The organism is Agromyces agglutinans, from assembly GCF_009647605.1.
Classification (GTDB): domain Bacteria; phylum Actinomycetota; class Actinomycetes; order Actinomycetales; family Microbacteriaceae; genus Agromyces; species Agromyces agglutinans.
This window is the reverse complement of the sequence record NZ_WJIF01000002.1, coordinates 147,812-174,118: the sequence shown is the minus strand read 5'-3', so window position 1 is coordinate 174,118 and position 26,307 is coordinate 147,812. Positions and strand designations below refer to the sequence as shown.

The 26,307-nt window shown below is 72.4% G+C and carries 22 protein-coding genes; 9 read left to right on the top strand and 13 right to left on the bottom strand.

The features are described 5' to 3' along the window. Positions 1–1,089 (bottom strand): metal ABC transporter substrate-binding protein, encoded by a 1,089-nt coding sequence (locus GE115_RS03990; protein WP_153683513.1) that lies wholly within the window; start codon positions 1,087–1,089, stop codon positions 1–3. Between the two features lie 222 nt (positions 1,090–1,311). On the opposite strand from GE115_RS03990, the gene GE115_RS03985 reads away from it, so the two are divergent. Beyond that, positions 1,312–1,809, top strand: coding sequence for a GNAT family N-acetyltransferase (locus GE115_RS03985; RefSeq protein WP_153683512.1), 498 nt, complete (start codon positions 1,312–1,314; stop codon positions 1,807–1,809). A 38-nt stretch (positions 1,810–1,847) separates the two neighbouring features. On the opposite strand, the gene GE115_RS03980 is transcribed toward GE115_RS03985, so the two are convergent. From GE115_RS03980 to GE115_RS03965, 4 genes are all read right to left on the bottom strand, one after another. Continuing rightward, positions 1,848–3,305, bottom strand: a complete 1,458-nt coding sequence (locus GE115_RS03980; protein ID WP_153683511.1) for a dihydrolipoamide acetyltransferase family protein — start codon at positions 3,303–3,305, stop codon at positions 1,848–1,850. Between the two features lie 58 nt (positions 3,306–3,363). Then, positions 3,364–4,323: an alpha-ketoacid dehydrogenase subunit beta gene (locus tag GE115_RS03975; protein ID WP_246190572.1), complete on the bottom strand. Its 960-nt coding sequence runs from the start codon at positions 4,321–4,323 to the stop codon at positions 3,364–3,366. Positions 4,324–4,421: 98 nt separating this feature from the next. After that, on the bottom strand, positions 4,422–5,555 hold the full coding sequence (locus GE115_RS03970) for a thiamine pyrophosphate-dependent dehydrogenase E1 component subunit alpha (RefSeq protein ID WP_312854880.1): 1,134 nt from the start codon (positions 5,553–5,555) through the stop codon (positions 4,422–4,424). 78 nt (positions 5,556–5,633) lie between these two features. Next, positions 5,634–6,725 carry a histidinol-phosphate transaminase gene (locus GE115_RS03965; protein ID WP_312854879.1) on the bottom strand — a complete coding sequence of 364 codons (1,092 nt, stop codon included), beginning with the start codon at positions 6,723–6,725 and terminating at the stop codon, positions 5,634–5,636. A 148-nt stretch (positions 6,726–6,873) separates the two neighbouring features. Between GE115_RS03965 and GE115_RS03960 the strand changes: the two genes are divergently transcribed. After that, complete coding sequence (locus GE115_RS03960; RefSeq protein WP_153683509.1) at positions 6,874–7,257, top strand: phage holin family protein; 384 nt, start codon at positions 6,874–6,876, stop codon at positions 7,255–7,257. Here the strand turns inward: GE115_RS03960 and GE115_RS03955 are convergent. The 3 genes from GE115_RS03955 to GE115_RS03945 all read right to left on the bottom strand — a co-directional run bounded on the left by GE115_RS03955 (position 7,232) and on the right by GE115_RS03945 (position 10,068). Next, positions 7,232–8,683 (bottom strand): alpha/beta hydrolase family protein, encoded by a 1,452-nt coding sequence (locus GE115_RS03955; RefSeq protein ID WP_153683508.1) that lies wholly within the window; start codon positions 8,681–8,683, stop codon positions 7,232–7,234. The genes GE115_RS03960 and GE115_RS03955 overlap by 26 nt on opposite strands. Continuing rightward, on the bottom strand, positions 8,683–9,003 hold the full coding sequence (locus GE115_RS03950) for a hypothetical protein (RefSeq protein WP_153683507.1): 321 nt from the start codon (positions 9,001–9,003) through the stop codon (positions 8,683–8,685). Before GE115_RS03950 ends, GE115_RS03955 begins: the two co-directional genes overlap by 1 nt. A gap of 123 nt (positions 9,004–9,126) precedes the next feature. Beyond that, positions 9,127–10,068, bottom strand: coding sequence for an aminoglycoside phosphotransferase family protein (locus GE115_RS03945; RefSeq protein WP_172979689.1), 942 nt, complete (start codon positions 10,066–10,068; stop codon positions 9,127–9,129). A 211-nt stretch (positions 10,069–10,279) separates the two neighbouring features. Between GE115_RS03945 and GE115_RS03940 the strand changes: the two genes are divergently transcribed. After that, the gene (locus GE115_RS03940; RefSeq protein ID WP_153683505.1) at positions 10,280–10,807 is read left to right on the top strand and encodes a low molecular weight protein-tyrosine-phosphatase; all 528 of its coding nucleotides are present in this window, start codon (positions 10,280–10,282) and stop codon (positions 10,805–10,807) included. After that, positions 10,804–12,183: an adenylosuccinate lyase gene (gene purB, locus GE115_RS03935; RefSeq protein WP_153683504.1), complete on the top strand. Its 1,380-nt coding sequence runs from the start codon at positions 10,804–10,806 to the stop codon at positions 12,181–12,183. The genes GE115_RS03940 and purB overlap by 4 nt, the downstream gene beginning before the upstream one ends. An 80-nt stretch (positions 12,184–12,263) precedes the next feature. Here the strand turns inward: purB and GE115_RS03930 are convergent, their stop codons facing one another. Genes GE115_RS03930 through GE115_RS03920 form a run of 3 tightly spaced genes read right to left on the bottom strand, consistent with a single transcriptional unit; the run spans position 12,264 to position 14,805 of the window. Continuing rightward, positions 12,264–12,569: an ABC transporter ATP-binding protein gene (locus GE115_RS03930; protein ID WP_153683503.1), complete on the bottom strand. Its 306-nt coding sequence runs from the start codon at positions 12,567–12,569 to the stop codon at positions 12,264–12,266. After that, on the bottom strand, positions 12,566–13,156 hold the full coding sequence (locus GE115_RS03925) for a hypothetical protein (RefSeq protein WP_153683502.1): 591 nt from the start codon (positions 13,154–13,156) through the stop codon (positions 12,566–12,568). Before GE115_RS03925 ends, GE115_RS03930 begins: the two co-directional genes overlap by 4 nt. A 32-nt stretch (positions 13,157–13,188) precedes the next feature. Next, positions 13,189–14,805, bottom strand: a complete 1,617-nt coding sequence (locus GE115_RS03920) for a glycosyltransferase family 39 protein (protein WP_172979687.1) — start codon at positions 14,803–14,805, stop codon at positions 13,189–13,191. Between the two features lie 221 nt (positions 14,806–15,026). Here GE115_RS03920 and GE115_RS18715 point away from each other — a divergent pair, with 221 nt between their 5' ends. Genes GE115_RS18715 through GE115_RS03895 form a run of 5 tightly spaced genes read left to right on the top strand, consistent with a single transcriptional unit; the run spans position 15,027 to position 23,232 of the window. Then, the gene (locus tag GE115_RS18715) at positions 15,027–16,505 is read left to right on the top strand and encodes a pyridoxal phosphate-dependent decarboxylase family protein (RefSeq protein WP_312854878.1); all 1,479 of its coding nucleotides are present in this window, start codon (positions 15,027–15,029) and stop codon (positions 16,503–16,505) included. Next, the gene (locus tag GE115_RS03910) at positions 16,502–17,884 is read left to right on the top strand and encodes a lysine N(6)-hydroxylase/L-ornithine N(5)-oxygenase family protein (protein WP_312854877.1); all 1,383 of its coding nucleotides are present in this window, start codon (positions 16,502–16,504) and stop codon (positions 17,882–17,884) included. Before GE115_RS18715 ends, GE115_RS03910 begins: the two co-directional genes overlap by 4 nt. Further along, positions 17,881–20,487: a GNAT family N-acetyltransferase gene (locus tag GE115_RS03905; RefSeq protein WP_153683499.1), complete on the top strand. Its 2,607-nt coding sequence runs from the start codon at positions 17,881–17,883 to the stop codon at positions 20,485–20,487. The genes GE115_RS03910 and GE115_RS03905 overlap by 4 nt, the downstream gene beginning before the upstream one ends. After that, entirely contained in the window at positions 20,480–22,636 is a 2,157-nt protein-coding gene (locus tag GE115_RS03900; protein WP_172979686.1) for a penicillin acylase family protein, read from the top strand. Before GE115_RS03905 ends, GE115_RS03900 begins: the two co-directional genes overlap by 8 nt. Beyond that, complete coding sequence (locus tag GE115_RS03895; protein ID WP_153683497.1) at positions 22,624–23,232, top strand: GNAT family N-acetyltransferase; 609 nt, start codon at positions 22,624–22,626, stop codon at positions 23,230–23,232. The genes GE115_RS03900 and GE115_RS03895 overlap by 13 nt, the downstream gene beginning before the upstream one ends. A 36-nt stretch (positions 23,233–23,268) precedes the next feature. Here the strand turns inward: GE115_RS03895 and pntB are convergent, their stop codons facing one another. Both pntB and GE115_RS03885 read right to left on the bottom strand, forming a co-directional pair. After that, a complete protein-coding gene (gene pntB / locus GE115_RS03890) occupies positions 23,269–24,672 on the bottom strand; it encodes a Re/Si-specific NAD(P)(+) transhydrogenase subunit beta (RefSeq protein ID WP_446678398.1) in 1,404 nt (467 codons plus the stop codon). 10 nt (positions 24,673–24,682) lie between these two features. Then, positions 24,683–26,263 (bottom strand): Re/Si-specific NAD(P)(+) transhydrogenase subunit alpha, encoded by a 1,581-nt coding sequence (locus GE115_RS03885; protein ID WP_153683495.1) that lies wholly within the window; start codon positions 26,261–26,263, stop codon positions 24,683–24,685. Positions 26,264–26,307 lie beyond the last annotated feature (44 nt).

The window sequence follows — 26,307 nt, the reverse complement described above, 5'->3', positions numbered from 1 at the left end:
TCAGTCTTCCAGTGCGGCGGGCACCGGGGAAGGCTCGACGCCCCACGATTCGAGGATGAGCCGAACGTTGTGCACCTGGCTGCCGAGGTAGGTGGCGCCCTCGCTGCCGGCCACGCCGAGCGAGTCGCCGTAGAGGGCGTCGTCGCCGGAGTACACGGTGACGCCGGCCTCGCGCGCGATCGTCTCGGCCGCCTTCGGCGAGATGGATGCCTCGGAGAACACGGCCTGCACGCCCGTCTCGCGGATCTTCTCGACGAGGTCGTCGATCTCGGCGGCGCTCGGCTCGGCATTGTCGTCGAAGCTCGGGATGACGCTGCCGACGAAGGTGACGTCGTACGCGTCGACGAAGTAGGTGAACGCGTCGTGGTTGGTCACGAGCAGGCGATCGGCGACCGGCACCGCGTCGACGTTCTCGTCGATCCACGCCTCGAGGGCGCGCACGCGCTCGAGGTACGCCTCCTCGTTCGCCTCGACGCCGGCGGGGTCGAGGCCGGGCACGTCGGCCAGGCCGTGCGCGATGGTGCCGACCATCTGCTCCGCGAGGGCGGGGCCGGTCCAGATGTGCGGGTTGCCGGTGGCGTGGTCGTGGCCGTCGTGGTCGTCGCCGGATGCCTCGGCCGAGGCATCCGTCTCGTGATCGTGCGCCGCGTCGGCGTCGGCATCGTCGTGCGCAGCGTCGTCGTGATCGTGCTCGTGCGTGCCGTGGAGTTCGACGCCCTCGCTCGCGTCGACCAGCACGCCGTCGAATCCGGATGCCGCGACCGCGTCGTCGAGCCACTCCTCGAGGCCGGCGCCGTTGACGACGAGCGCGTCGGCATCGGCGAGCGCGCGAAGCTGCGCGGCCGACGGGTCGAACGAGTGCGCGCTCGCGCCCGGCTGCAGCAGCTGCGTCACCTCGGCCTGCTCCCCCACCAGCTCGCGCGTGAAGTCGCCGACCTGCGTGGTCGTCGCGACCACCTGCACCGCGTCGTCGTCGGCGGATGCCCCGCCGCCGGAGCAGCCCGCGGCCGCGAGCGCGACGGCGGAGACGGCGCCGGCGGCGATGACGAGGCGGACGGCGCGCGGGACGGGTCGGATCGAGCTGGGCATGTATCCAGCCTAGCTAATTGATAATGATTGTCAAAACCAGTTGCGTCAGCGGCGACACACTCACGAACCGGCTCCGCGTTTCAGGAATTCCCGAGCAACACGCAGCGTTCCGGGTGCCGACGCGCCGACGTTCGCGATTTCCTTCCTGAATGAGGCCCGTGGTGTGGGCCAGGCGGGCGACGGTGTTGTGGACGGCCGTGGCGCCGGTCGGTAGGAGATGAGATGGTGAAGCACGTGGATACGACGACGTCCCCCCTCACGTTGCACCCGTTCACCCTCTCCGACGCCCAGCGCATCAAGTCGGGCGAGATCGGGCTGCACGACGGCTGGGAGGGTGGGTACTCCTTCATCGACGAGCCCGAGCTCATCGATCAGTACGTCGACGCCGTACGCGAGGGCGGCGACCCCGCGCCCTTCGGCCCGTACCTCGTGCGGCGCGGCGACGACGGCGCCGCGATCGGGGGCGTGAACATCTTCGGGCCGGTCGGCGACGACGGCGCGGTCGAGTTCGCGTTCGGGTTGGTGCCCGCCGTTCGCGGCCAGGGACTCGCGGTCTTCGCGGTGCTCGAGGCGCTCGCCGTGATCCGCTCGGCGGGGGGCGGCATCGCGCGCGCCGAGGCCGAGGTCGCGAACGTTCCCGCGCGCCGCGCGCTCGAGGCCGCCGGCCTCGTCGAGGTGGCTCGGGTCGAGGGTGCGATCACCTACGAATTCCGCTTCTGACGCGCCGGGCGCTCGATCGAGCGCGCAACGCCGACGCGCTACTCGAGCAGGAGTGCCGGCTCCTCGATGATCGACGCGACGTCGGCGAGGAACCGGCTCGCGACGTCGCCGTCGACCACCCGGTGGTCGAACGACCCGCCGATCGTCGTCACGAAGCGCGGACGCACCTCGCCGTCGACGACCCACGGCTTCTGCTTGATCGTGCCGAGCGCGACGATGCCCACCTCGCCCGGGTTCAGGATGGGCGTGCCGGTGTCCATGCCGAACACGCCGATGTTCGTCACCGTGATGGTGCCGCCCTGCATCTCGGCCGGCTGCGTCTTGCCCTCGCGGGCGGTGAGCGTCAGCTGCTCGAGCGCGGTCGCGAGCTCGACGAGGCTCATCGCCTGCGCCTCCTTCACGTTCGGCACGATGAGTCCGCGCGGGGTGGCCGCGGCGATGCCGAGGTTCACGAAGTGCTTGACCACGATCTCCTCGTCGGTCCACTGCGCGTTCACCGTCGGGTTGCGGCGCACGGCCCAGATGATCGCCTTGGCCATGATGAGCAGCGGCGACACCTTGACGCCCGCGTAGTCGGGCGACGCCTTCAGCCGCTTGATGTACTCCATCGTGCGCGAGGCGTCGACATCGACGAAGACCGATACATGCGGCGCGGAGAATGCGCTCTGCACCATGGCGTTCGCGATGGCCTTCCGCACGCCCTTCACCGGGATGCGGGTCTCGCGATCGGTCGGCTGGTCGGGCGTCTGGATGTTGCGGAAGACGCTCGCCTGGGTCGCCTCGCGGATCACGTCGTCGCGCGTCACGTCGCCGATCGGCCCGGTGGGCGTGACCCTCGACAGGTCGACGCCGAGATCCTTCGCGAGCTTGCGGATGGGCGGCTTCGCGATGACCGGCACGCCGGGCGCGGAGAGCTGGGGTGCCGTCGGTGCATTCGCCGCGGCGACGGCGGATGCCACGGCCGAGGTCGCGGCCGAGGCGGCGGCCGGGGCGGGGGCGGGGGCGGGAACCGCGAGGGACTCGTGCGCACCGCCGGGCGACGGGTGCCGGCGCCGGCGGCTGCGAGCCGGCGCCTGGCTGCCGTGGCCGACCAGCACCGCGCCGCCGCCGTCGGGTGCCTCGGCCGAAGCCGGCGCGGACGTTGCGGACGCGGCCGGCTCGACGGACGTCGCCGGTGCGGGAACCGCAGGCGCCGCGACCTCGGCACCGGCGGGTGCCGCGGCGGGAGCCGGCGAGGCATCCGCGACGTTCGAGGCATCCGTCTGGATCACGAGGATCGGCGTGCCGACGTCGACCGTGGCGCCCTCCTCGACGAGGAGCTCGGCGACGACGCCCTCGAACGCGCTCGGCAGCTCGACGAGCGACTTCGCCGTCTCGATCTCGACGAATACCTGGTCGAGGGCGATGCGATCGCCGGGGGAGACGCGCCACTGCACGATCTCGGCCTCCGTGAGGCCCTCGCCGACGTCGGGCAGGGGGAACCGGATCTCGCTCATGCCTTCACCCTTTCACCACGTGTATCGCCCGAACCGCATGCACGGTCGGAGCTCCGAATCAGTACGCCAGCGCGCGGTCGACGGCCTCGAGCACCCGGTCGGGGCTCGGCAGGAACTCGGTCTCGAGCGCGGCCGGCGGGAACGGGGTGTCGAAACCCGACACCCGGAGCACCGGCGCCTCGAGCGAGTAGAACGCGCGCTCGGCGACGGTGGCCGCGATCTCCGACCCGATCGAGACGTTGCCGTACGCCTCCTGCGCGACGACCAGGCGGCCCGTGCGCTGCACCGAGTCCAGCAGCGGCCCGTAGTCGATGGGGGAGAGGCTGCGCAGGTCGACGACCTCGAGGCTCGTGCCCTCTTCTCCCGCGATGTCCGCCGCCTGCAACAGGGTCGAGACCATCGCGCCGTGGCCCACCACCGTGACGTCGGTGCCCTGCCGCACCACGCGGCTCGCGTGCAGCGGAAGCCCCGAGTGGTCGAGGTCGACCGGGCCCTTCGGCCAGTAGCGGCTCTTCGGCTCGAAGTAGAGCACCGGGTCGTTCGAGGCGATCGCCTCCTGGATCATCCAGTAGGCGTCGTGCGGGTTCGAGGGGCTGACCACCCGAAGGCCCGGCGTGTGCGCGAAGTACGCCTCGGGGCTCTCCTGATGGTGCTCGATCGAGCCGATGTGTCCGCCGTAGGGCACTCGGATGACGACCGGCATGGAGACCGAACCGTCGTGGCGGAGCGTGAGCCGTGAGAGCTGGGTCGTGATCTGGTCGAAGGCCGGGAAGATGAACCCGTCGAACTGGATCTCGACCACGGGCCGGTAGCCGCGCATCGCCAGCCCGATCGCCGTGCCGACGATGCCCGACTCGGCGAGCGGCGTGTCGAGCACGCGATGCTCGCCGAACTCGGCCTTCAGGCCCTCGGTCACCCGGAAGACGCCGCCGAGCGAGCCGATGTCCTCGCCCATGAGGAGCACCTTGTCGTCGCCGCGCAGCGCCTCGCGCAGGCCCGCGGTGATCGCCTTGGCCATCGAGAGCGTCTGCACGCCGCGCACCCCGCTCACGGTCGACTCGTCCACCCTGGCCTCCGTCTCCTCCATGCCGACACCGGCATACACCTGGCCGGCGCTCATGCGTCGCCTCCGTCGAGGCTGCGCTCGAACCGGTCGAGCCAGGCGTACTGGTCGCGCATCAGCGGATGCGGGTCCGAGTAGACGTGCTCGAAGATCGCCTCACGGGTGGGCGCGCCGAGATCGAGGGCACGGCGACGAACATCGGATGCCGCGTCCTGCGCCTCGACGTCGACCTCGTCGAAGAAGGCGGCCGACGCACCGCGGCCCTCGAGCCACGTGCGATACCTGGTGATCGGGTCGCGCTGCGCCCAGTAGTCGACCTCGTCTTGGGTGCGGTACTTCGTCGGGTCGTCGGCGGTCGTGTGCGCCCCCATGCGGTACGTCACCGCTTCGATGTAGCTCGGACCGAGTCCCGAGCGAGCCTCTTCGAGCGCGGTGCGGCTGACCGCGTAGCTGACGAGCACGTCGTTGCCGTCGATGCGCACGCCGGGCATGCCGAAGCCGTACCCGCGGTTGGCGATCGGGCTCGGCGACTGGCGCGACACGGGCACCGAGATCGCCCACTGGTTGTTCTGCACGAGGAAGACCTGCGGCGTCCGGTAGCTCGCCGCGAACACGAGCGCCTCGCTCGCGTCGCCCTGCGAGGTGGCGCCGTCGCCGAGGTAGACGAGCACGGCCGCATCGGACTCGGGGTCGCCCGTCGCCGTCGCGCCGTCGAAGCCCAGGCCCATCGCGTATCCGGTCGCGTGCAGCGTCTGCGACGCCAGGACGAGCGTGTAGAGGTGGAAGTTGCCGTTCTCGGCGGGGTTCCATCCGCCGAGCGTCACGCCCCGCAGCAGCGAGAGGATCTTCACGGGGTCGAGGCCTCGGATGATGCCGACGATGTGCTCGCGATACGAGGGGAAGATGTGGTCCTGCGGCCGTGCGGCCCGCCCGGATCCGACCTGCGCCGCCTCCTGGCCGTGGCTCGGCACCCACAGCGCGAGCTGGCCCTGCCGCTGCAGATTGGCGCCGGCGATGTCGATGCGCCGCGAGATCATCATGTCGCGGTAGAACTGCTCGAGCTCGGCGTCGGCCAGCGACTCGATCACGGGCAGGAACTGCTCGGCCTCCGGCGTCGGACGCAGCTCACCCTCGTGGGTCAGGAGCTGGAGCGTCGGCGCGGAGAATTCTCGTTCAAGGGCGGCCACCGTTCCACGCTACCCGCTCGAAGGTGCGCCCTTCTTGTGAGTCTCCGACAACCTCTGCGAAATCCGCTTCGCGGAAGGCTACAGAGGGCGACCGGGTGCGAGTGGCTTCAGCGCGTTCACGACGGCGTCGACGGATGCCTCCTCGCCGACGCTCACCCGGATGCCGTCACCGGCGAACGGGCGGGCGACGACGCCCGCGGACCACAGCGCCTCGGCGGTGGGATCCGTGGCGTCGCCGGTCGGCAGCCAGAGGAAGTTGCCCTGCGCCTGCGGGATCGGCCAGCCGTCGGCGCGGAGCGCGTCGGCGAGGCGGTCGCGGCGCTCGACGATCACGTCGACGCGCGCGAGCAGCTCGCGCTCGGCGGCCGGCTCGAGCGAGGCGATCGCGGCAGCGGTCGAGGCCGCGGTGACGCTCAGCGGCACGAGCGTCGCGCGGGCCGCGTCGAGGATCGGCACCGGGCCGATGGCATAGCCGACGCGCAGCCCCGCGAGTCCGTAGGCCTTCGAGAAGGTGCGCAGGATCACGAGGTTCGGGTGGCGGCCGATGAGCGCGCGACCGTCGACGGATGCCCCGTCGCGAACGAACTCGACGTACGCCTCGTCGAGGAGCACGAGCCGGTCGGACGGCACCTTCGCCATGAAGGCGTCGAACTCGTCGGCCGTGACGATGACACCCGTCGGGTTGTTGGGGGAGCAGACGATCACGACGCGGGTGCGGTCGGTGACGGCAGCGGCCAGGTCGTCGAGCTCGTGGCCGTGGTCGGCGCGGTTGGGCACCTGCACGCTCGTCGCGCCCGACACCGTGACGAGCCCCGGGTACGCCTCGAACGAGCGCCACGAGTAGACGACCTCGTCGCCCGCGCCCGCGGCGGCCTGGATGAGCGCCGCGAGCAGCGACACCGACCCCGCGCCGACGAGCACCTCGTCGGCGGTCACGCCGAAGCGCTCGGCGAGCACCTCGCGCAGCGCGAGCGCGGTGGCGTCGGGGTAGCGGTTGATCGATGCGGCCGTCGCGGCGACCGCATCGCGCACCGACGGCAGCGGGTCGTGCGGGTTCTCGTTGCTCGAGAGCTTGAATCCGTCGGCGGGTGCCGGGCGGCCCTGTCGATACGGCGGCAGCGCGGCGATCTCGGGGCGCAGGCGGACGGGGGTGGGCTCCGATGCGTTCACGCCTCCACCGTACTCCGGAGTCGCGGGGTGCTCCGGTGTCGAGGCGGCCTCGGCGCCGAAGCGGCATCGGTGTCGAGGCGGCCTCGGTGTCGAGGCGCGCCGGTGCACCCTCTGTCCTCCCGGCGACGTGCTCTGCCAGAGTGGGGGCATGCGGTTCATCGTGAAGGTCGTGGTCGTCGCCGTCGCGCTCTGGCTGACGACTTTGCTCGTCTCCGGCGTCACCGTCGTGCCGTGGGAGGACACTCCCGTCGCCACGGTGCTCACCTACCTGCTCGTCGCGTTCATCTTCGGACTCGTGAACGCGATCGTCGGCACGTTCATCCGGATCGTGGCGTTCCCCATCTACGTCATCACGCTCGGACTCATCTCCTTCATCGTCAACGGGCTCCTGCTGCTGCTCGTCGACTGGATCTCCGACCTGATGGGCTTCGGCCTGCGGGTCGAGAGCTTCTGGTGGGGCGTCCTCGGCGCGCTCGTGCTGGGCCTCTTCAGCTGGCTGATCGGGCTCATCGTCCGTCCGTCGAAGGACTGACCTCGCGGGTCGCGACCCATCGCGTGAGCTCGCCCGTCTCGCCGCCCGTGAAGTCGCGGATGCGCTCCTCGAACGCGAGGATCGTGGGATCCTCGGATCCGTCCATCATCGCTGCCGTCTCGCGGTAGAGCTCGAGCGCATGCGCGGCGAAGGGGTCCTCCTTCGCCGCATCGCCGAGCGCCACGCGCCCCACCGTCGTGAGCCCCGGTGAGGCGTGCGAGGCGCCGCCCGTGGCCGGAACCGGGTCTTCGAGGTGCTCGACCGAGAGCAGCGCCACCTCGCCCGTGTGGACGGCCGAGCTCGGGGAGCCGAACGTGACCGCGAGGGGGACGGCGAGGTCGGGGGAGGCCGCCAGGTCGGCCGCCGCGATGCCGCCCGCCGAGTAGCCGACCGGCAGGATGGCGTCGCCGGGCTGTGCGCCGGCTGCCGTGAGCGCCTGGCGCACGGCGCGTTCGGCCGCGCTCGCGGACCCTTCGGCGCCCTCGCCCCCGAGGTGGGAGTCGTCGGCGACCCCGTGCACATCGCTCGTCAGGTCGATGACGGCGTCGCCCGGCACCGGCGACCAAGACTCGGTGCCGGCGATGTAGACGATGAACCGCCGTTCGCCGTCGACCTCGTAGCGCTCGACGAGCACCTGCGGCTCGCCCGGGTCGGGGCTCGGGATGCGTCGGGCGAGCTCGCCGACTCCGGCCGGCGGCGGCATCCGTTCGGGCTTCGGTGCCGGTGCGCGCGTGACCGTGACCGGCGTCTCGACGAGCGCCCGGTTGCCGAGGATGCCGAGACCCGCCGCGATGCCGACGAGGAGCGTTGCGTTCTCGGAGGTGCCGATGGCCCGCCCGATCGGGAGCGCCAGCGCCAGCGGCACGCCGAGCCGCAGCATCACCGCCTCGTCGATCACCCCGCCGGCGGCTCGGACGAGCTCGACGAACGCGGGATCGGCGAGGATGCGCTTGCCGGCTGCCTCGGGATCCCACCAGCCGGTGTGCGCGCCGACGATGGCCAGCGGCACCACGAGACCACCGAGAGTCGCCAACCCGACACGGGTCATCGGGGTGTCCTGCTCGCCGAGCAGATGACCGCTCAGCCGGGTGCCGAGGTCCCACATCGCGGCCAGCGACCGCTCGACGTCGCCGTAGGCGACCGCCGCGCCGTCGAGCGCCGAACGCAGGCGCACCGAATCCTCATGCACCGACCGAAGGGCCGCACCCGCCTGGCGGAGCGCGAACGTCGGCCCGTCGACGTTCCACCGCCCGACACCGTCGGCGATCACCTCGTCGCGCTCGAGATCGCGCTCGAGGTCGACCCGCCGTCGCTCCCAATCGGCGCACATCGCCTCGGCCGCACCGAGCCGAGCGGCCTCCTGCCAGAGGTCGCCGAGGACGACGCGCGTCGTGGCTCCGGTCGTGACCGTGAGCTCGTCGGACATCAGCCGCGCCCGCTCATGGGGACCGAAGCGCGCAGGCGCGCGACCTGTCGCTCGAGCGCGTCGCGGGCCTGCTCGGCCCAGCCGGCCGAGGCGGAGACATCGGCGACGAGTCGCTGGTACGCCTCGGCGTAGCGGTCGGCAGCGTCGCCGCTCCAGCTGTGCCCGGCACATGAGTCGACGCCGAGCGCCGACGCGAACTCGCGCAGGCCCTCGGCGAACCGTGCGAGGCGCGCGAGCCCGGCCTCTGCGGCCTCCAGTCGTGCCGTGGCGTCGACGGGCGGCCCTCCGTACGGTGCCCTGGTGGTCGCGAGGTCGTGCATGGGACGAGGATGCCGCGGGCGCGAACGCGACTCGCGCCGCATGCCGACGCGGTCGGACGATGTGCCCGATCCACCACCTGTGGAGGAGCGGACGCGGTGCGCGGACGCGTGGCCGGGCCCGCCTCAGCCGCGCTCGAGCGCCGCGTCGGCCAGCACCTCGCGCAGCGCCTCGAACCCGGTCCGCCCGATCCGGCCCTGGACGCCGACGGACGACACCATGGCCACCCCCAGCGCGATCGCCCATCCTCGCGCACGCGTCCAGGTCGCGGCATCCGCCCGGCCCGAGGCATCCACCGTCGCGCGGAACGCCGCCCGGCCGACGTGATCGAACGTGAGCCACGCGGTCGCGAGGTCGGTCGCCGAGTCGCCCGAGGTGAGGTCGCCGAAGTCGAGCACCGCGGCGAGCGCCGCGCGCTCGTCGAGGAGGAGGTTCGCGGGATGCAGGTCGCCGTGCACCCACACGGGGGAGCCGTCGTACGCTGGCGCCCGGAGCGCGGCATCCCAGGCGGCGACGAGGTCGGCGCGGTCGGCGGGCGCGAACGCCTCGGCGAGCGCGGCCGACGCCAGCCCCTCGCGCGTGAGCGCATCCCGCTCGGCGAGCGGAATGCCCGGGAACCGGTTCTCGGGCGCCTCCGCCGGCGCGGGATCACCGAGCGCCACCACGAATCCCGCGAGCGCGGCCGCCGCCGCTGCGCGCGACGCCCGGTCGACGGATGCCGCGTCCGCGCCGTCGAACCACGGCACGATGCTCCACGGATAGGGGTAGCCGAAGGCCGGCGCTCCGGTGCGGACCGGCACCGGGATTGCGACGGGCAGCCGCGGCGCGAGCTCGGGCAGCCAGCGCTGCTCCCCGGCCGCGAGCTGGGCGCCGAGCGCGCGTCGCGGCATCCGCACCGCGTGGCGGGAGCCGAGGCGGAGGATCGCGTTGTCCCAGCCGCTCGCGACCAGCTCGACGCGGCCGGCGAGATCCGGATGCTGCGCCTCGACGAGCCTGCGGACGAGCTCGGCATCGACGTGCACGTCGGCGGGCGGGGCATCCGTTCCGTCGTGGACCTCGCGACTCATCGCGCCACCGTACCGCGGTCGCCACCCAACCATGCCCGCCCCCGCCCGACCGTGCCCCGCCGAGTGATGACGGAACGTCGCCGGCGAGCTCTCGAAACGTCATCACTCGGCGTGGAACGTCATCACTGGACGGCGGGTGTTCCAGGGTCGGCGGCGGGTGTTCCCGGATGGGGTACTGCGCGACCGGGGGATCTCCTCCACAATGGGACCCATGACGCGAGCGGAACCCGCGGGGGCCGCTGCGGAGCCCTTCCGAGTGTCGTTCGTCTGCACCGGCAACATCTGCCGGTCGCCGATGGCCGAGGTCGTGCTGCGCACCCTCGCCGAGCGCGCAGGGCTCGACGGCGCCCTCGCGATCGAGTCTGCCGCGACCGGCGACTGGCACGTCGGCGAGCAGGCCGACCGGCGCACCATCGACGCGCTCGAGCGCGCGGGCTACGACGGCAGCAAGCATCGAGCGCGGCAGTTCGATCCGGCGACGTTCCGCGAGCTCGACCTCGTCGTCGCCTTCGACCGCGGCCAGGCCCGGATCCTGCGCAACTGGGCGCGCTCGGCGGTCGACCAGCACAAGGTGCGCCTGCTGCTCGAGTTCGACTCGGATCTGGCGCCGTTGCAGGACGTTCCCGACCCCTACTACTCCGACGCGGAAACCTTCGATCGAGTTCTTGGGATGATAGAGCGGTCGACTCAGTCGCTCTTCCGGCAACTCGCCCCCGCTCTCAGACAAGGAATCCGATGATGTCGCTGCCTGCTCAGCCGCTCAGCCCGCTCGATGGCCGCTACCGCAGCGCGGTCGGCGACCTGGGGGAGTACCTGTCGGAGGCGGGCCTCAACCGCGCCCGCGTGCACGTCGAGGTCGAGTGGCTGATCGCCCAGACCGACCGCGGATTCTTCGGCACCGCTGCGCTCGACGACTCCCAGAAGGCCGCGCTGCGCCAGGTCGTCACGGACTTCGGCCAGGCCGACATCGACGAGCTCGCGACCCTCGAGGCGACGACCCGGCACGACGTGAAGGCCGTCGAGTACTACGTGCGCCGCCGCCTCTCGACGCTCGGGCTCGACGCCGTCGCCGAGCTCACCCACTTCGCGTGCACCAGCGAGGACATCAACAACCTCTCGTACGCGATCACCGTGCGCGACGCGGTCGAGCGCGTGTGGCTGCCCAAGCTCCGCTCGGTCATCGAGACGCTCACCGCGATGGCCCGCGAGCACCGCGACGCCGCGATGCTCTCGCGCACGCACGGGCAGCCGGCGACGCCGTCGACCATGGGCAAGGAGCTCGCGGTCTTCGCGCACCGCCTCGGCCGCATCGTCGCGCAGGTCGAGCAGACCGAGTACCTCGGCAAGTTCTCGGGTGCGACCGGCACCTTCTCGGCGCACGTCGTCGCGGCACCGGATGTCTCGTGGCCGCAGGTCTCGCAGGAGTTCGTCGAGTCGCTCGGCCTGAGCTGGAACCCGCTCACGACCCAGATCGAGTCGCACGACTGGCAGGCCGAACTCTACGGCCGGGTCTCGCACGCCAACCGCGTGCTGCACAACCTCGCGACCGACATCTGGACCTACATCTCGCTCGGGTACTTCCGTCAGATCCCGGCGGCCGGCGCGACGGGCTCGTCGACCATGCCGCACAAGGTCAACCCGATCCGCTTCGAGAACGCCGAAGCCAATCTCGAGCTCTCGAGCGCGGTGCTCGACTCGCTCGCGGCGACGCTCGTCACCTCGCGGCTCCAGCGCGACCTCACCGATTCGAGCGCGCAGCGCAACATCGGCGTCGGCTTCGGTCACTCGCTGCTCGCGCTCGACAACATCCAGCGCGGCCTCGGCGAGATCGACCTCGATCGGGCGTTGCTGCTCGACGACCTCGACCACAACTGGGAGGTGCTGGGCGAGGCGATCCAGACCGTGATCCGCGCCGAGGTCGTGGCCGGCCGTTCGACCATCAGCGACCCCTACGCCCTGCTCAAGGAGCTGACCCGCGGCAAGCGCGTCGGCGCGGCCGAGCTGGCGGAGTTCGTCGGCGGCCTCGAGATCGGCGACGAGGCGAAGCAGCGCCTGCTCGCGCTCACCCCGCCGACCTACGTCGGCCTCGCCGACGAGCTCGTCGACCGGCTCTGACCCGGCGTACCGCCGGTCGAGGAGCGACGAAGGAGCGTATCGAGACCACGTCACCGGGTCTCGATACGGCGCTGGCGCGCCTACTCGACCGGCGGGGTGTCGGGGTCGCGCGGCTCGAGGCGCTCGGGTCGTTCGGCCTCGGCCTGGTCGAGTTCCGCGCGCTCCGAGGCATCCGGCTTCACGGCCATCTGCAGCAGCGCGAGCACGACGAGCACGACGATGAACACCGCGCCGGCGCCGATGAGCGTGATCGTCCAGTCGCGCGTGCCCGCGAGCGTGATCACGCCGACGAAGATCGCCGCGATCGCGGCGCCGCCGACGTACTCGGCTGGGCGCAGCACCTCGCGCCGACTCGGCTGGTAGGGGCCACCGGGCTGCTGGGTCACGACTGCTCCGATCGGGATGCCTCGGGCCCGGCCACGGCGGCGCGGCCGGCCCACTTGAGGGAGAAGCCGCCGATCTCGAGCAGCACGCCGATGACGACGAGGTAGGCGCCGAGGAGTCCGACGATGCTCACGGGGTCGAACGGGAAGACGAGGAACGCGATCGCGGCGAGCGCGGTCGCCCCGCCGACGATGAGCCAGTCTCGGGCCGCCTGGCTGCGCCCGCGGGCGCGCAGGCCCGCGAAGATCTCGAGGATGCCGGTGATCGCGGCCCACGAGCTGAGCAGCACGACGAGGAATCCGAGGTTCGGCGTCACGATGAGGGCGAGCAGGCCCGCCGCGGCCGTGAGCGCGCCCTGCGTCGCGAACAGCGAGCGGGTGACCCGGTCGTCGACCGTGCGCAGCGTGAGCGCGCCGACCACCGCACCGGCGACGAGCGCCCAGACGCCGAAGACCGACTGGCCCAGCGCGGTCGAGTGGATCTGCAAGAACGTGATCACGATCGAGGGCACGAGCGCGAGCGCACCGCGCACGACGGGAACGACCCAGTACTGCGCACGCTCCACGGCGCTGCCACGGGCATCGGCCACGGTGACCTCTTTCGATCGGGAACCGTTCAATCCTACGCGGGCGGTTCCCGGGAGCCCGCCGAGAGCGGGCGCCGCTCGAAGCTGCGCACGACGTCGGACTCGAGCTGCACGCGCTCGCGCTCCACGAACCCGGCCTCGAGCAGCACGCGGATGTCGTCGTCGGCGCCCCGCTCGCTGCGCGACACGACCACGACCCGGTCGATCCCGCGCAACCGGTCGACGACCTCGGCGAGGGGGGCCGTGACGTCCCACAGGCCGTCGGTCCGGTCGTGGGCCCGCACGAGCCCGAGGTCGCGCAATCCCGCGAAGCCGTCGGGATAGGTGTGCATCGCGAGCCGGGGGCGCCGCGACGGTCGCACGCCCTCGTCGAAGAGGACGCCGTCGCCGGGCTCGGCCAGGCGCTCGACCGTGGCCGAGACATCCTGCCAGTCGGTGCCGGCGTTCTTCGAGTATGGGGTGCGCTGGTCGACGTAGGCGGGCAGCGCGAGAGCCGCGACCGCGACGACGATGAGGGCGCGCTGCCATCCGCGTCGCAGGGCGGATGCCGCGACGGCGATCGCGATCGCCGCGCCGGGCGCGCAGAAGACCAGGTACCGCGGCGTGTAGGCGGGCGTGACGAGCGCGGTCACGGCCACGAGCACGGTCGTCGGGATCACGATCCAGGCCAGCGCGACGGCGAGCAGCCAGCGCCGCCCCGCCCAGGCCGGATCGGCGCGGTGCACGAGGGCGAGCACGACGCCCGCGACGACGAGCGCCCACGCGACCACGGCGAGCGATACGAGCATGAACCACTGGCCGACGAGCACGCCGGTGAGAGTCACGACCTCCTGGTCCTCGCGGAACGCGATCTGCTCGCGCTGCGACACCGCGGCCGCCATGATCGGCGCCGCCAGCACCGCGGCGACGCCCACGCCGCCCGCGAACGCGCCCAGCCGTGCCCGCCGCGCGGGGTGCATGATCGCGGCGACCGCGTGCACCGGCACGAGCAGCAGCACGTACAGGTTCAGCGTGCCCGCCGCGGCGACGCCCGCGCCGTACGCCCACCACCAGGCACGGGGCATCCGCCCGTCGAGCAGTCGCACGAGCAGCAGGGTGAGCCAGACCGCGGTCGCGGTCGCGAACGCGAGCGGCCGCGCCTCGGTCGCCGCCTGCGTCACGCGCGGTGTCATCGCGAGCACGGATGCCGCGACGAGCGCCGTGCCGCGATCCGCGCGCGTGCGCACGAGCAGGTAGAGGCCGGCGGCCGCAGCGCCGAACGCGAGACCCGAGGGCAGGCGCACGGCGAACGGCGAGGTGCCGACGAGGTCGATCCAGAGGTGCATGAACGCGTAGTAGAGGCCGTGCACGGCGTCGATCGTGCCGAGCAGCGCCGCGAGCGAGGCCCAGTCGCGACGCGCCGACATCAGGGTCGCCGCCTCATCGCCCCAGTACGACGGGATCCAGATGCCCGCGAGGCCGAGGGCCGTGGCGGCGATGCCGACGAGGAAGGCGATGCGGCGGTCGCTCCAGCCGGATGGGGGCGATGCGGCGGGCGGTGCGGCGGGTGGCTCGGCGCGCGTCCCGCTCCGCGCTGCGGCGGGCGGGCGTTCGCCGTGCGCGGCGCGATCGCTGCGGAAGCCGGTCGTCCCGGCTCGGCCGGTGTCGGACATCACCGTCATTGTGCGCGCTCGACGGCCACCCATCGAGGGGCTTGCGCAGGCGCCGAAGCGGGGTCCGGCGACCGCTTCGCGTCACACGGGGTCACCGCTCGACGGATCGTCGCGGTGGTGCTAGCTTAGGCGAGGCTTACCTAACAGTTACCCCCGAACGGGGGGTATTCGGCGCGCGCCGAGCAGTGCATCGCGCCGAGACGCCACACGAAGGGGGAGACGTGCCGCACATCCTGACCGCCGCGACCGCTGACGACTACGCCTCGAGCACGACCGAGGTCGTGCGCCGGCTCGCGGGCCGATTCCGCACGACGGCGCAACCGTTCTCGGGTGCGTCCCGCACCGAGCTGCAGGCGCTCGTCGACGCGGTCGACCTCGACGCGGCGGGCGTCGGCACGAACGAGGCGCTGCGCGAGCTCGACGACCTCTTCGTGCGGCACGCCGTCTGGTTCCACGCCCCGGCCTACCTCGCCCACCTCAACTGCCCGGTCGCGGTTCCCGCGGTTGCGGCGGAGGCGATCGTCTCCGCGGTCAACGCGTCGCTCGACACCTACGACCAGTCGACCGCGGGCACGCTCATGGAACGGCGGCTCATCGAGTGGACGGCGAGTCGCATCGGCTTCGCCGCCGGCGACGGGGTCTTCACCTCGGGCGGCACGCTGTCGAACCTGCAGGCCCTGCTGCTCGCACGCGAGGCCGCGGTCGCGCGGGCCGCCGCGGAACTCGGCCTCTCGCGCCCCGAGACCCTCGCGCGGCTCGTCGTCTTCGCGACCGGCTCCAGCCACTTCAGCGTGCAGAAGTCGACGTTGCTGCTCGGCCTCGGCGACGACGCCGTCGAGCTGGTACCGGTCGACGGCGACGGGCGGATGCGGCCCGACCGGCTCGCGGAGTCCGTCGACGGCCTCATCGCCGCCGGCCGTATCCCGATGGCCGTCGTCGCGACCGCCGGCACGACCGACCGGGGCTGCATCGACCCGCTCGCCGCGATCGCCGACATCTGCGATCGCGAGGGCGTCTGGCTGCACGTGGATGCCGCGTACGGCTGCGGCCTGCTCGTCTCGGCCACCCGCCGGCACCTCCTCGACGGCATCGAGCGCGCCCGCTCGGTGACGGTCGACTACCACAAGAGCTTCTTCCAGCCCGTGTCGTCGAGCGCGATCGTCGTGCGCGACCCGCGCGATCTCGCGGCCATCGCGTGGCACGCCGACTACCTCAACCCCCTCGAGAACGCCGAGCCGAACCAGGTCGACAAGTCGCTGCAGACCACGCGACGCTTCGACGCGCTGAAGCTCTGGGCGACGCTGCGGGCCATCGGCGCCGACGGCCTCGGCGACCTGTTCGACCGCGTGCTCGACCTGACGCAGGAGGTGCACGCCGCCGTCGCGGCGGCCGACGACCTCGAGCTGGTCTCGCGGACCGACCTCTCGACCGTGCTCTTCCGCTACCGGCCGGCCGGATGCCCCGACGCCGAGGCCGACCGCCTCGTCGCGCTGATCCGGCGCGTGCTGTTCGAGTCGGGCCGCGCGCACGTCGCGAAGACCGTCATCGACGGCCGCCCCTGCCTGAAGCTCACGCTGCTGAACCCCGAGACGACGCTCGCGCAGGTGCTCGACGTGTTCGACCTCGTGCGCGCCGCCGGCGACGGGTTGCGCGATGCCGAGCACCTCGACGACCTCGACCTCGAGGAGGTGGCCCGGTGAGCGCGACCCGCATCCACGACCTCGTCGGCATCGGCATCGGCCCGTTCAACCTGGGCCTCGCGTGCCTCGCCGAGCCGCTCGACCTCGACGCGGTGTTCCTCGACCAGGCCGACGGCTTCCGGTGGCACCACGGCATGATGCTCGAGGGCTCGACCATCCAGGTGCCGTTCCTCGCCGACCTCGTGTCGATGGCCGACCCGACCTCGCCGTTCTCGTTCCTGAACTACCTGAAGCAGCGCGGGCGCCTCTACCCGTTCTACATCCGCGAGAGCTTCTACCCCCTGCGGGCGGAGTACGACGCGTACTGCCGCTGGGCGGCCGAGCAGCTCACCGCGCTGCGTTGGGGCCGTCGGGTGACCGAGGTCTCGTACGAGGCATCCGAAGACTGCTTCGTGGTGCGCGCGGCGCTGGCCGACGGCACGCTCGAGGAGCTGCGCGCCCGGCACGTCGTGCTCGGCATCGGCACCGAGCCGAAGGTGCCGGCCGCGCTCGCGGACGTCGCCGACCGGGTCGTGCACAGCGCCGACTACCTGCACCGGCGCGACGAGCTCGCCTCGTCGCCGTCGATCGCGATCGTCGGCAGCGGGCAGTCGGCCGCCGAGATCTACCGCGACCTGCTCGAGGAGGTCGATGTGCACGAGTACCGCCTCGACTGGATCACGCGGTCGCCGAGGTTCTTCCCGATGGAGTACACGAAGCTCACGCTCGAGATGACCTCGCCCGAGTACACGGAGCACTTCCACGGCCTGCCCCTCGCGCTGCGCGACCGGCTCGGCCGCGAGCAGCGCGGCCTCTACAAGGGCATCAGCGGCGAGCTCATCGACGACATCTACGACACCCTCTATCGCAAGAGCGCCGCGCGGCCGGTGCCGACGACGCTGCTCACCGATACCGAGCTCGTCGCCGCTTCGTGGAACCCGGATGCCTCGGAGTTCGTCCTGCGCCTGCGTCACAACCAGCTCGGCGAGGAGTACGACCGGCGGGTGGCATCCGTGGTGCTGGCGACCGGTTACGCGCCTCGCGTGCCGGCGTTCCTCGACCCGCTCGGCGAACTCGTCGCGCGCGACGACCTCGGGCGCCTCGACGTGGCCCTCGACTACTCGATCGACGGCGGGCGCCGGCGCCTCTTCGTGCAGAACGGCGAGGAGCACACGCACGGACTGACCGCGCCCGACCTCGGGTTCGGGGCGTGGCGCAACGCCAACATCCTCGCGGCGATCACGGGCGGCGAGCCGTACGCGATCGAGCGGCGCATCGCGTTCCAGGAGTTCGGGGTGCCGGGCGATGCGGCGGTGCCGGGGGATGCGGTGGCGAGCTCGTCGGTGCCTGCGGTGCCTTCGGTCCCGGCGGCGGCCGCCGAGGCGGTGGCGGCGCGATGAGCCTCGCACCCTCGATCTCGCGTCCGGCGCCCGCGACGCCCGCGTTCGCCGTCGCGTTCGTGCGCGACACCCCGGCCGGTCGCCTCGGCATCGCGCCGGTCGACCCCGACCGCGACGCCGCCGTGCTGCACGCCTGGCTCACCGACCCGCACTCGGCCTTCTGGCAGATGGGCGGACTCTCGGCCGACGAGGTGCTCGAGTACTTCCGCGACGTCGCCGCCGACCCCGACCAGCAGGCCTGGATCGGACTGCGCGACGGCGAGCCCGCGTTCCTCGTCGAGACGTACGACCCCGCGCGCGTGCTGCTCGCCGACGTGCACGACGCCGAGCCGGGCGACGTCGGCATGCACCTGCTCGTCTCACCGCCGCGGCCGGACGCCCCGCGTGTGCACGGCCTGACCTCGGCGGTCATGGCGACGGTCGTGCGGTTCTGCTTCGACGGGCTCGGCGCGCGCCGCGTCGTGGTCGAACCCGACGTGCGCAACGCGGCCATCGCGCGCAAGAACGCCGAGGTGGGGTTCCGCGTGCTCCGCGAGGTCGACCTGCCGGGCAAGCGGGCGAACCTCTCGGTGCTCGAACACGCGTGGTTCGAGGCATCCGCCCCCGCCCATCTCCCCACCCCCGGCGGATCCGCGATTCAGGAAGCTCGCGCCGACACGCCGGCAGAGGCGTCCGCCGACCGGCGTGTCGCGCAGAAGTTCCTGAATGAGCGGGCGGATGCCCCGGAGCGGGCGGATGTCTCAGGCGCGCCGCACCTCACGCCCGAGACGATGGCGGCCGCGCAGCGGCACCTCGTCGCGAAGGCCATCGCGGAGTTCGCGCACGAACGGCTGCTCGCCCCGATCGCCGACGCCGACGAAGAGACCGGCGCAGGCGAACCGACCGACGCGGCCGCCTGGGTCGTCGAGACGCCCGTCTCTCGCTACCGGTTCCGGGCGCGCCGACACGCCCTCGAGCACTGGGCGATCGACGAGGCCACGCTCGAGCGCACGGTCGGCGGCGAGCCCGCCGACCTCGACGCGCAGGCGTTCGTCGCCGAGCTGCAGGCCGAGCTCGGCATCCCCGACGCCCTGCTCGCGACGTACCTCGAGGAGATCGCGTCGACCCTCGCGAGCGCGGCGTTCAAGCTGCACCGCGGCGGCCTGCCCGCGGCCGAGCTCGCGGTGGCCGACTTCCAGTCGATCGAGGCGGGCATGACCGAGGGGCATCCCGGCTTCGTCGCGAACAACGGCCGCATCGGGTTCGGCCTCGCCGAGTTCGCGGCCTACGCGCCGGAGGCGGCGGCATCCGTTCGCCTGGTCTGGCTCGCCGTGCGGAAGGCGACCGGCCATCTCGCGCTCGGCGCCGGCCTCACCGAAGGCGAGCTGTACGAGTCCGAGCTCGGCGGCGCGACGCTCGCGCGGTTCGACGAGCGCCTCCGCGGGCTCGGCCTCGACCCGGAGGAGTACCGCTACCTGCCGGTGCATCCGTGGCAGTGGCAGCACCGCATCGCGATCACGTTCGCGCCCGACGTCGCCCGGCGCGACCTCGTGCACCTCGGCGAGGGCGACGACGAGTACCGCGCGCAGCAGTCGATCCGCACGTTCTTCAACGTGGCGCGGCCCGATCGGTCGTACGTGAAGACGGCGCTCGCGATCCAGAACATGGGCTTCCTGCGCGGACTCTCGCCGGCGTACATGCGCGCGACGCCCGCCATCAACGACTGGGTCGCGACGCTCGTCGACTCGGATGCCACGCTGCGCGCCGGCCGCTTCGAGGTGCTGCGCGAGCACGCGTCGATCGGGTACACCGGCGACGCGTATCACCGCACCGCGACTCCGTCGCCGCACCGCAAGATGATCGCCGCGCTCTGGCGCGAGAGCCCGGTGCCGCGCCTCGCGCCCGGCGAGCGGCTCGCGACGATGGCGGCGCTGCTGCATCGGGATGCCTCGGGCGCCTCGATCGCGACCGCGCTGGTGCGCGCGTCGGGACTGCCGGCCCGCGAGTGGGTGGCCGCGTACCTCGACGCGTACCTCAGGCCGGTCGTGCACTGCCTGCTCGCGTACGACCTCGCGTTCATGCCGCACGGCGAGAACCTGATCCTCGTGCTCGACGGGCACGTGCCGCGCCGAGTGTTCATGAAGGACATCGGCGAGGAGGTCGCGGTGCTCTCCGACCGCATCGCCCTGCCCGAGGACGTCGCGCGCATCCGTGCGGTCGTCGACGATCGGGAGCGGGCGCTCGCGATCTTCACTGACGTCTTCGACGGCGTGCTGCGCCACCTCGCCGCGATCCTCGACGGCGACGGCACGCTGCCCGAGGCCGAGTTCTGGCGGCTCGTCGCCGCATGCGTCGATCGGCATGCGTCTGAGCATCCCGACCTCGACTCGTCCGTCGACCTGCGGGCCGACCGGTTCGCGCACTCGTGCCTGAACCGGCTGCAGCTGCGCAACACGCTCCAGATGGTCGACCTCGCGAGCCAGTCGGCGTCGCTGCTGTATGCCGGCACGATGGCGAACCCCATCGGGCGGTCGTCGGTTCCGGTCGGCGCGGCGACGGTCGACGCGGTGCCGGTACCCTCGGCGCATGGTGAAGGGGCCTTCTCGGAGCGGCTGGATGGCTGAGGCCGAGCTCTTCCGCGACGCACTCGGCGTGCCGCACCTTCGCGCCGCCGACGAACTGGGCCTCGCCGAGGCGCAGGGCCGCGTGACCGCGCTCGACCGGGCGTGGCAGATCGAGGTCGACCGGTGGCGTGCCGAGGGACGCCTCGCCGAGCGGATCGGCCCGGCAGGTCTCGAGTGGGACCGCTTCGCGCGGCGCATCCGCCTCGCCGAGACGGCCGAGCGCGCGTACGACGCGCTCGAACCCGACGACCGGGCCTGGGTCGACGCGTACGTGCGCGGCGTGAACGCGGGACTGCCCGAGGGTCGTCGCCGCTCGGCGAACGCACCGGGCGGCGAGTTCGCGACATTCGCGTCGGTCGACGTCTTCGGCGCGGAGGCACCCGAACCGACTCCGTGGCCGGCGTGGGCTCCGCTCGGCGTATTCCTCGTCGCGCATGTGCTGTTCTCGCCGTTCCCGAACCTGCTCTGGCGCGCGCACCTCGCCGCCACGCTCGGCGACGAGCACGTCGACCGCTTCACGCCCGGCGTCCCGGCCGCGGCCGGCAGCAACGCGTGGGCGATCCATGGAAGCCGCACCCCGACGGGCGCGCCGCTGCTCGCCGGGGACCCGCACCGCCTGCTCGAGCTCCCCGGGGTCTACCAGCAGGTGCGCCTCGCGTGCCCCGAGTACGACGTGGTCGGGCTCGCCTTCCCGGGCGTGCCCGGCGTGCCGCATTTCGGGCACACCGGATCGGCCGCCTGGGGCATCACGAACGCCATCGCGCACAGCGCCGACGTGTTCCGCGAGCGGCTTCGCGACATCGATGGCCGGGTCGAGGCGCTCGGCGCCGACGGCTGGGAGCCGGTCGACCGCCGGGTGGAGGCGATCCACGTGCGGGACGGCGCCTCCGAGCAGGTCGTCGCGCTCGAGACTGCGCGCGGCCCCGTCGTCGTCGACGGGCCGGGCGGGTGCTTCAGCGTGCGGCTGCCCGCGCGGGTCGACGCCGACCTGGGTTTCGCCGCCTTCCGTCGGCTGCTCCGCGCGAGGTCGGTGGCCGACGTGGCGTCGGCCTTCGAGCGCTGGGTCGACCCGGTCAACCGCGTCCTCGCGGCGGATGCCTCGGGCGACGTGCTGCGCTTCACGGCCGGCCGCGCGCCGCAGCGGGAGGTGCACGAACGACGGTTGCCGCTCGACGCGTGGGAGGTCGGGGCCGATCCAGGGGGCACGACCGACCCGGCCGCATCCGGGCCGACGCCGCTGCCACCACCCGAGCCGGTTACCTCGGTCGCGGTGGACGCGAACGAACGCCCCGACCGTCCCGGCCACGACCTGGGCTACGCCTACCCGTCGTCGGCCCGGGCTCGGCGCATCAGGACGTTGCTCGCCGACGTGCACGACGCGAGCCCCGCCGATATGTCGTCCATCCACGCCGACGTCCTCGACGAGCGCGCGCTCGCGCTCGTCGGGCGGCTGCGAGATGCACTCGCCCGACCAGGTGCTCCGGCACCGTCAGCGGCCGGCGCCGACCTCGCCGCACTGTTCTTCGAATGGGACGGGAACCGCGGCGCCGACAGCGTCATCGCCGCCCGCTTCGCGGCCTGGCACTCGGCGCTCGTACGTCGGCTGGCCGCACATCCGTCGCTCGCGCCGCTGCATGCCCCGCACGGCATGGGCGCGATCTTCGACCCCTGGTTCTCGGTGGCAGGCCGGGTCGGCGATGCGCTCGAGTCGCTGCTCGACGCGCGGGCACTGGGTATCGACGGGCGGGCCGAACTCGTGGCCGCGCTCGAGGAGGCGGCCGCGAGCGAGGAGACGACCGCCTGGGGCGACCGCCACCGCCTCCACCCGCTCCACGTGCTCGCCGACGTGCCCGGCGCCGACGTGCCCCGAATGGCGCCCGTGGCCCTCGGCGGCGCCGGCGACACCGTTCGCTGCACGGGCTCGGTGCCCGGCGTGACCGACGCGGGATTCCGGGGCTCCGTCGCGAGATGGGTCTGGGATCTCGCCGACCGTCCGGGCAGCCGGTGGAACGTGCCATTCGGGGCATCCGGCGTACCCGGCGAGGTGCACTTCGACGACCAGCTCGCGGCGTGGAGCCGCGGCGAGACCACCCCGATCGTGACGGACTGGCACCGACTGGCGCGCCAGGAGGACCCATGGGCAGGCTGACCACCGGCGCCCCCGGTGCGGTCGTGTTCCGCACGCTCGACGCCGTGCTCGGCGAACTCGAGCTGCGCGTGCTCGATGTCGACGACGATCGCGACCTCGACCTCGTGCACGAGTGGGTGCGGAGGCCGTGGGCGGCGTTCTGGGGCCTCGGCGGCCACTCGCGCGATGAGCTCCGCGAGGTCTACCGCTTCGTCGACTCGCTGCCCAGCCACCACGCGTTCCTGCTGCGGCGCGACGGCGAACCGATCGTGCTGCTGCAGACGTACGAGCCCGAGCACGACCCGGTCGGCGAGCACTACGACGTGCGGACGGGCGACGTCGGCGTGCACTTCTTCCTCGGCGGTCGCGGCGCGCCGGCACCCGGGTTCACGACCCGCGTGCTGCTCGTGCTCGCGGACTTCGTGTTCGCCGACCCCGGCGCGCTGCGCGTCGTCGTCGAGCCCGACATCGGCAACGAGCGGGCCATCGCGCGCATGACGCGCTTCGGCTTCACCCCCGGACCCGAGATCGCGCTCGAGCACAAGACGGCCCGCCTCGCCTTCCTCGAGCGCGCGGCGTTCGAGGAGCGCGCCGCGCGGCCACCGGTGGTCGGGTAGGCGCGCCAGCGCCGCATCGAGAACCGTCTGACGGAGTTACAGCGCCTTCAGGATGTCCTCCACGCGCTGCTTCGCGTCGCCGAACAGCATGCGGGTGTTGTCCCGCGTGAACAGCGGGTTCGCGACGCCCGCGTAGCCGGCGGCCATCGAGCGCTTGAAGACGATGACGTTGCCCGCCTCCCACACCCGCAGCACCGGCATGCCGGCAATCGGGCTGCCCGGGTCCTCGGCCGCGGCCGGGTTCACGGTGTCGTTCGCGCCGATGACGAGCACGACCGCGGTGGCCGCGAAGTCGTCGTTGATCTCGTCCATCTCCTCGACGACGTCGTACGGCACCTTCGCCTCGGCGAGCAGCACGTTCATGTGCCCGGGCAGGCGTCCTGCGACCGGGTGGATGCCGAAGCGCACCTCGGCACCCCGCTCGCGCAGCTTCGCCGTGAGCTCGGCGACCGGGTACTGGGCCTGCGCCACGGCCATGCCGTAGCCGGGGGTGATGATCACGCTCGAGGCATCCCGCAGCATCTCGGCGGCCTCTTCGACGGTGATCTCGCGCGTCTCGCCCTCGACCTCGCCCGACGAGGTCGGCGCGGCGATGCCGAACCCGCCCGCGATCACCGAGATGAACGATCGGTTCATCGCCTTGCACATGATGTACGACAGGTACGCACCCGACGAGCCGACGAGCGCGCCGGTGACGATGAGCAGGTCGTTGTTCAGCAGGAAGCCGGCCGCGGCAGCGGCCCACCCCGAGTAGCTGTTCAGCATCGAGATGACGACGGGCATGTCGCCACCGCCGATGGATGCCACGAGGTGCCAGCCGAGCGCGAGTGCCAGTGCCGTGACGACGACCAGCAGCCACAGCTCGGGCGTGATCACGTACCAGACGGTGAGCGCGACGAATGCGACGAGTGCGCCGAGGTTCAGGGCGTTCTTGCCGGGCAGCATCAGCGGGGCGGACGACATGCGCGCCGAGAGCTTCAGGAACGCCACGATCGACCCGGTGAAGGTCACGGCGCCGATGAAGACGCCGATGAACACCTCGGCGTGGTGGATGTCGAGCAGCGCCCCGGTCAGGTGCGGCGACGCGAGCGCGCCGTTCCAGCCGACGAGCACGGCCGCGAGTCCGACGAAGCTGTGCAGCAGCGCGATCAGCTCGGGCATGCCGGTCATCTCGACGACGCGGGCGCGCCAGAGCCCGATCGCGGCGCCGACGATGACGGCGACGACGAGCAGCACGGCGCCGAGCGTGACCGTCGGCGAACCCCACGCGCCGGCGAAGGTCGCCCAGACGGTCGCGACCAGCGCGATCGCCATGCCCGCGATGCCGTAGCCGACACCGGCTCGGGAGGTTTCGTGCTTGCTGAGCCCCGCGAGGCTCATGATGAAGAGCAGGGCGGCGACGATGTACGCGGCCCCGGCGATGGACGACGGCGCGTCGATGGTGGTCACGTCATGCACGGTCGGCAGCCTGGCCCTTCGAGGCGGTTCCCTGAGAGAACATGGCGAGCATGCGTCGCGTGACCGCGAACCCGCCGAAGATGTTGATGCTCGCGAGCAGCACGGCGATCGCGGCGAGGATCTGGACGACGAGCACGTCGCTCGTGATCTGCACCATGGCGCCGACGACGATGATGCCCGAGATGGCGTTCGTGACGCTCATGAGCGGGGTGTGCAGCGCGTGCGCCACCTTGCCGATGACGTAGAAGCCCACGATGACCGCGAGCACGAGCACCGTGAAGTGCTGCGGTAGCGGCGGTGGCGCGACCGCGTTCACGGCGAACAGCGCCGCGATGCCGATCGCGATCAGCACGACCCGGCGCACCGGCGACATCGGCCGCTTCGGCTCGGGCGCGGAGGCATCCGGCCCGCCCGCACCGGCCGGCGAGGCGGATGCCGCGGGCGCCGCCGACACCTGCACGGGCGGCGGCGGCCAGGTGACGTCGCCGCCGCGCGCGACGGTCACCGACCGCTGCACGACGTCGTCGAAGTCGAGCACGAGCTCGCCGTCTTTTCCGGGCGTGAGGAGCTTCAGCAGGTTCACGACGTTCGTGCCGTAGAGCTGCGAGGCCTGCGTGGGCAGGCGCGACGCGAGGTCGGTGTAGCCGAGGATCACGACGCCGTTCGGCGTGACGATGCGCTCGCCCGCGACGGAACCCTCGACATTGCCGCCCATGCCAGCCGCCATGTCGACGATGACGCTGCCCGACTTCATGCTCGCGACATCCGCCGCGGTGATGAGCTTGGGTGCCGGCCGACCGGGGATCAGCGCGGTGGTGACGATGATGTCGACGTCGGCGGCCTGCTCGGAGTAGATCTCGGCGGCCCGCCGGTCGTACGCCTCGCTCGTCGCCTTCGCATAGCCGTCGGTGGACTGCTCGACCTCGACCTCGACCTTCAGGTACTCGCCGCCGATCGACTTGACCTGGTCGGCGACCTCGGGTCGGGGGTCGGTCGCGCGCACGATCGCGCCGAGGCTCGACGCCGCGCCGATCGCCGCGAGCCCGGCGACGCCGGCGCCGGCGACGAGCACCTTCGCGGGCGGCACCTTGCCGGCCGCCGTCACCTGGCCCGTGAAGAAGCGGCCGAACTCGTGCGCGGCCTCGACGACCGCGCGATATCCGGCGATGTTCGCCATCGAGCTGAGCACGTCCATCGACTGCGCGCGCGAGATGCGCGGTACCGCGTCCATCGCGAGGGCGGTCACGCCGCGCTCGGCGAGCGCCGCGAGCAGTTCCGGCTTGAACGCCGGGGCGAGCAGTCCCACGATCGTGGTGCCCGGCGCCAGGGCCGCGATCTCCTCGTCGGTCGGAGCGTTCACCTTGAGCACGATCGCCGAGGCGAGCGCGTCGGAGGCCGTGCCGATCGTCGCGCCGGCGGCCGCGTAGGCGTCGTCGGGGAAGGACGACGCTGCGCCGGCGCCCGCCTCGACGACGACGTCGTAGCCGAGCGAGATGAGCTGCTTCACCGTCGCCGGCGTGGCGGCGACGCGGGTCTCCGGGGGTGGTTCGGTGACGATCCCGATTCGGGACATGCGGCGTTCTCCTCTTCATCGAGCGCACGTGGGGGCGTGCTGCA

Excerpts from the sequence above, each read along its gene's own strand:
- GE115_RS03990 (WP_153683513.1), bottom strand. The coding sequence starts at position 1,089 with ATGCCCAGCTCGATCCGACCCGTCCCGCGCGCCGTCCGCCTCGTCATC.
- GE115_RS03985 (WP_153683512.1), top strand. The coding sequence starts at position 1,312 with ATGGTGAAGCACGTGGATACGACGACGTCCCCCCTCACGTTGCACCCG.
- GE115_RS03980 (WP_153683511.1), bottom strand. The coding sequence starts at position 3,305 with ATGAGCGAGATCCGGTTCCCCCTGCCCGACGTCGGCGAGGGCCTCACG.
- GE115_RS03975 (WP_246190572.1), bottom strand. The coding sequence starts at position 4,323 with ATGGCCAAGGCGATCACCGCGGGCCTGCGCGAGGCGCTGCGCGGCGAC.
- GE115_RS03960 (WP_153683509.1), top strand. The coding sequence starts at position 6,874 with ATGCGGTTCATCGTGAAGGTCGTGGTCGTCGCCGTCGCGCTCTGGCTG.
- GE115_RS03955 (WP_153683508.1), bottom strand. The coding sequence starts at position 8,683 with ATGTCCGACGAGCTCACGGTCACGACCGGAGCCACGACGCGCGTCGTC.
- GE115_RS03950 (WP_153683507.1), bottom strand. The coding sequence starts at position 9,003 with ATGCACGACCTCGCGACCACCAGGGCACCGTACGGAGGGCCGCCCGTC.
- GE115_RS03945 (WP_172979689.1), bottom strand. The coding sequence starts at position 10,068 with ATGAGTCGCGAGGTCCACGACGGAACGGATGCCCCGCCCGCCGACGTG.
- GE115_RS03940 (WP_153683505.1), top strand. The coding sequence starts at position 10,280 with ATGACGCGAGCGGAACCCGCGGGGGCCGCTGCGGAGCCCTTCCGAGTG.
- purB (WP_153683504.1), top strand. The coding sequence starts at position 10,804 with ATGATGTCGCTGCCTGCTCAGCCGCTCAGCCCGCTCGATGGCCGCTAC.
- GE115_RS03920 (WP_172979687.1), bottom strand. The coding sequence starts at position 14,805 with ATGTCCGACACCGGCCGAGCCGGGACGACCGGCTTCCGCAGCGATCGC.
- GE115_RS03905 (WP_153683499.1), top strand. The coding sequence starts at position 17,881 with ATGAGCCTCGCACCCTCGATCTCGCGTCCGGCGCCCGCGACGCCCGCG.
- GE115_RS03900 (WP_172979686.1), top strand. The coding sequence starts at position 20,480 with ATGGCTGAGGCCGAGCTCTTCCGCGACGCACTCGGCGTGCCGCACCTT.
- GE115_RS03895 (WP_153683497.1), top strand. The coding sequence starts at position 22,624 with ATGGGCAGGCTGACCACCGGCGCCCCCGGTGCGGTCGTGTTCCGCACG.
- GE115_RS03885 (WP_153683495.1), bottom strand. The coding sequence starts at position 26,263 with ATGTCCCGAATCGGGATCGTCACCGAACCACCCCCGGAGACCCGCGTC.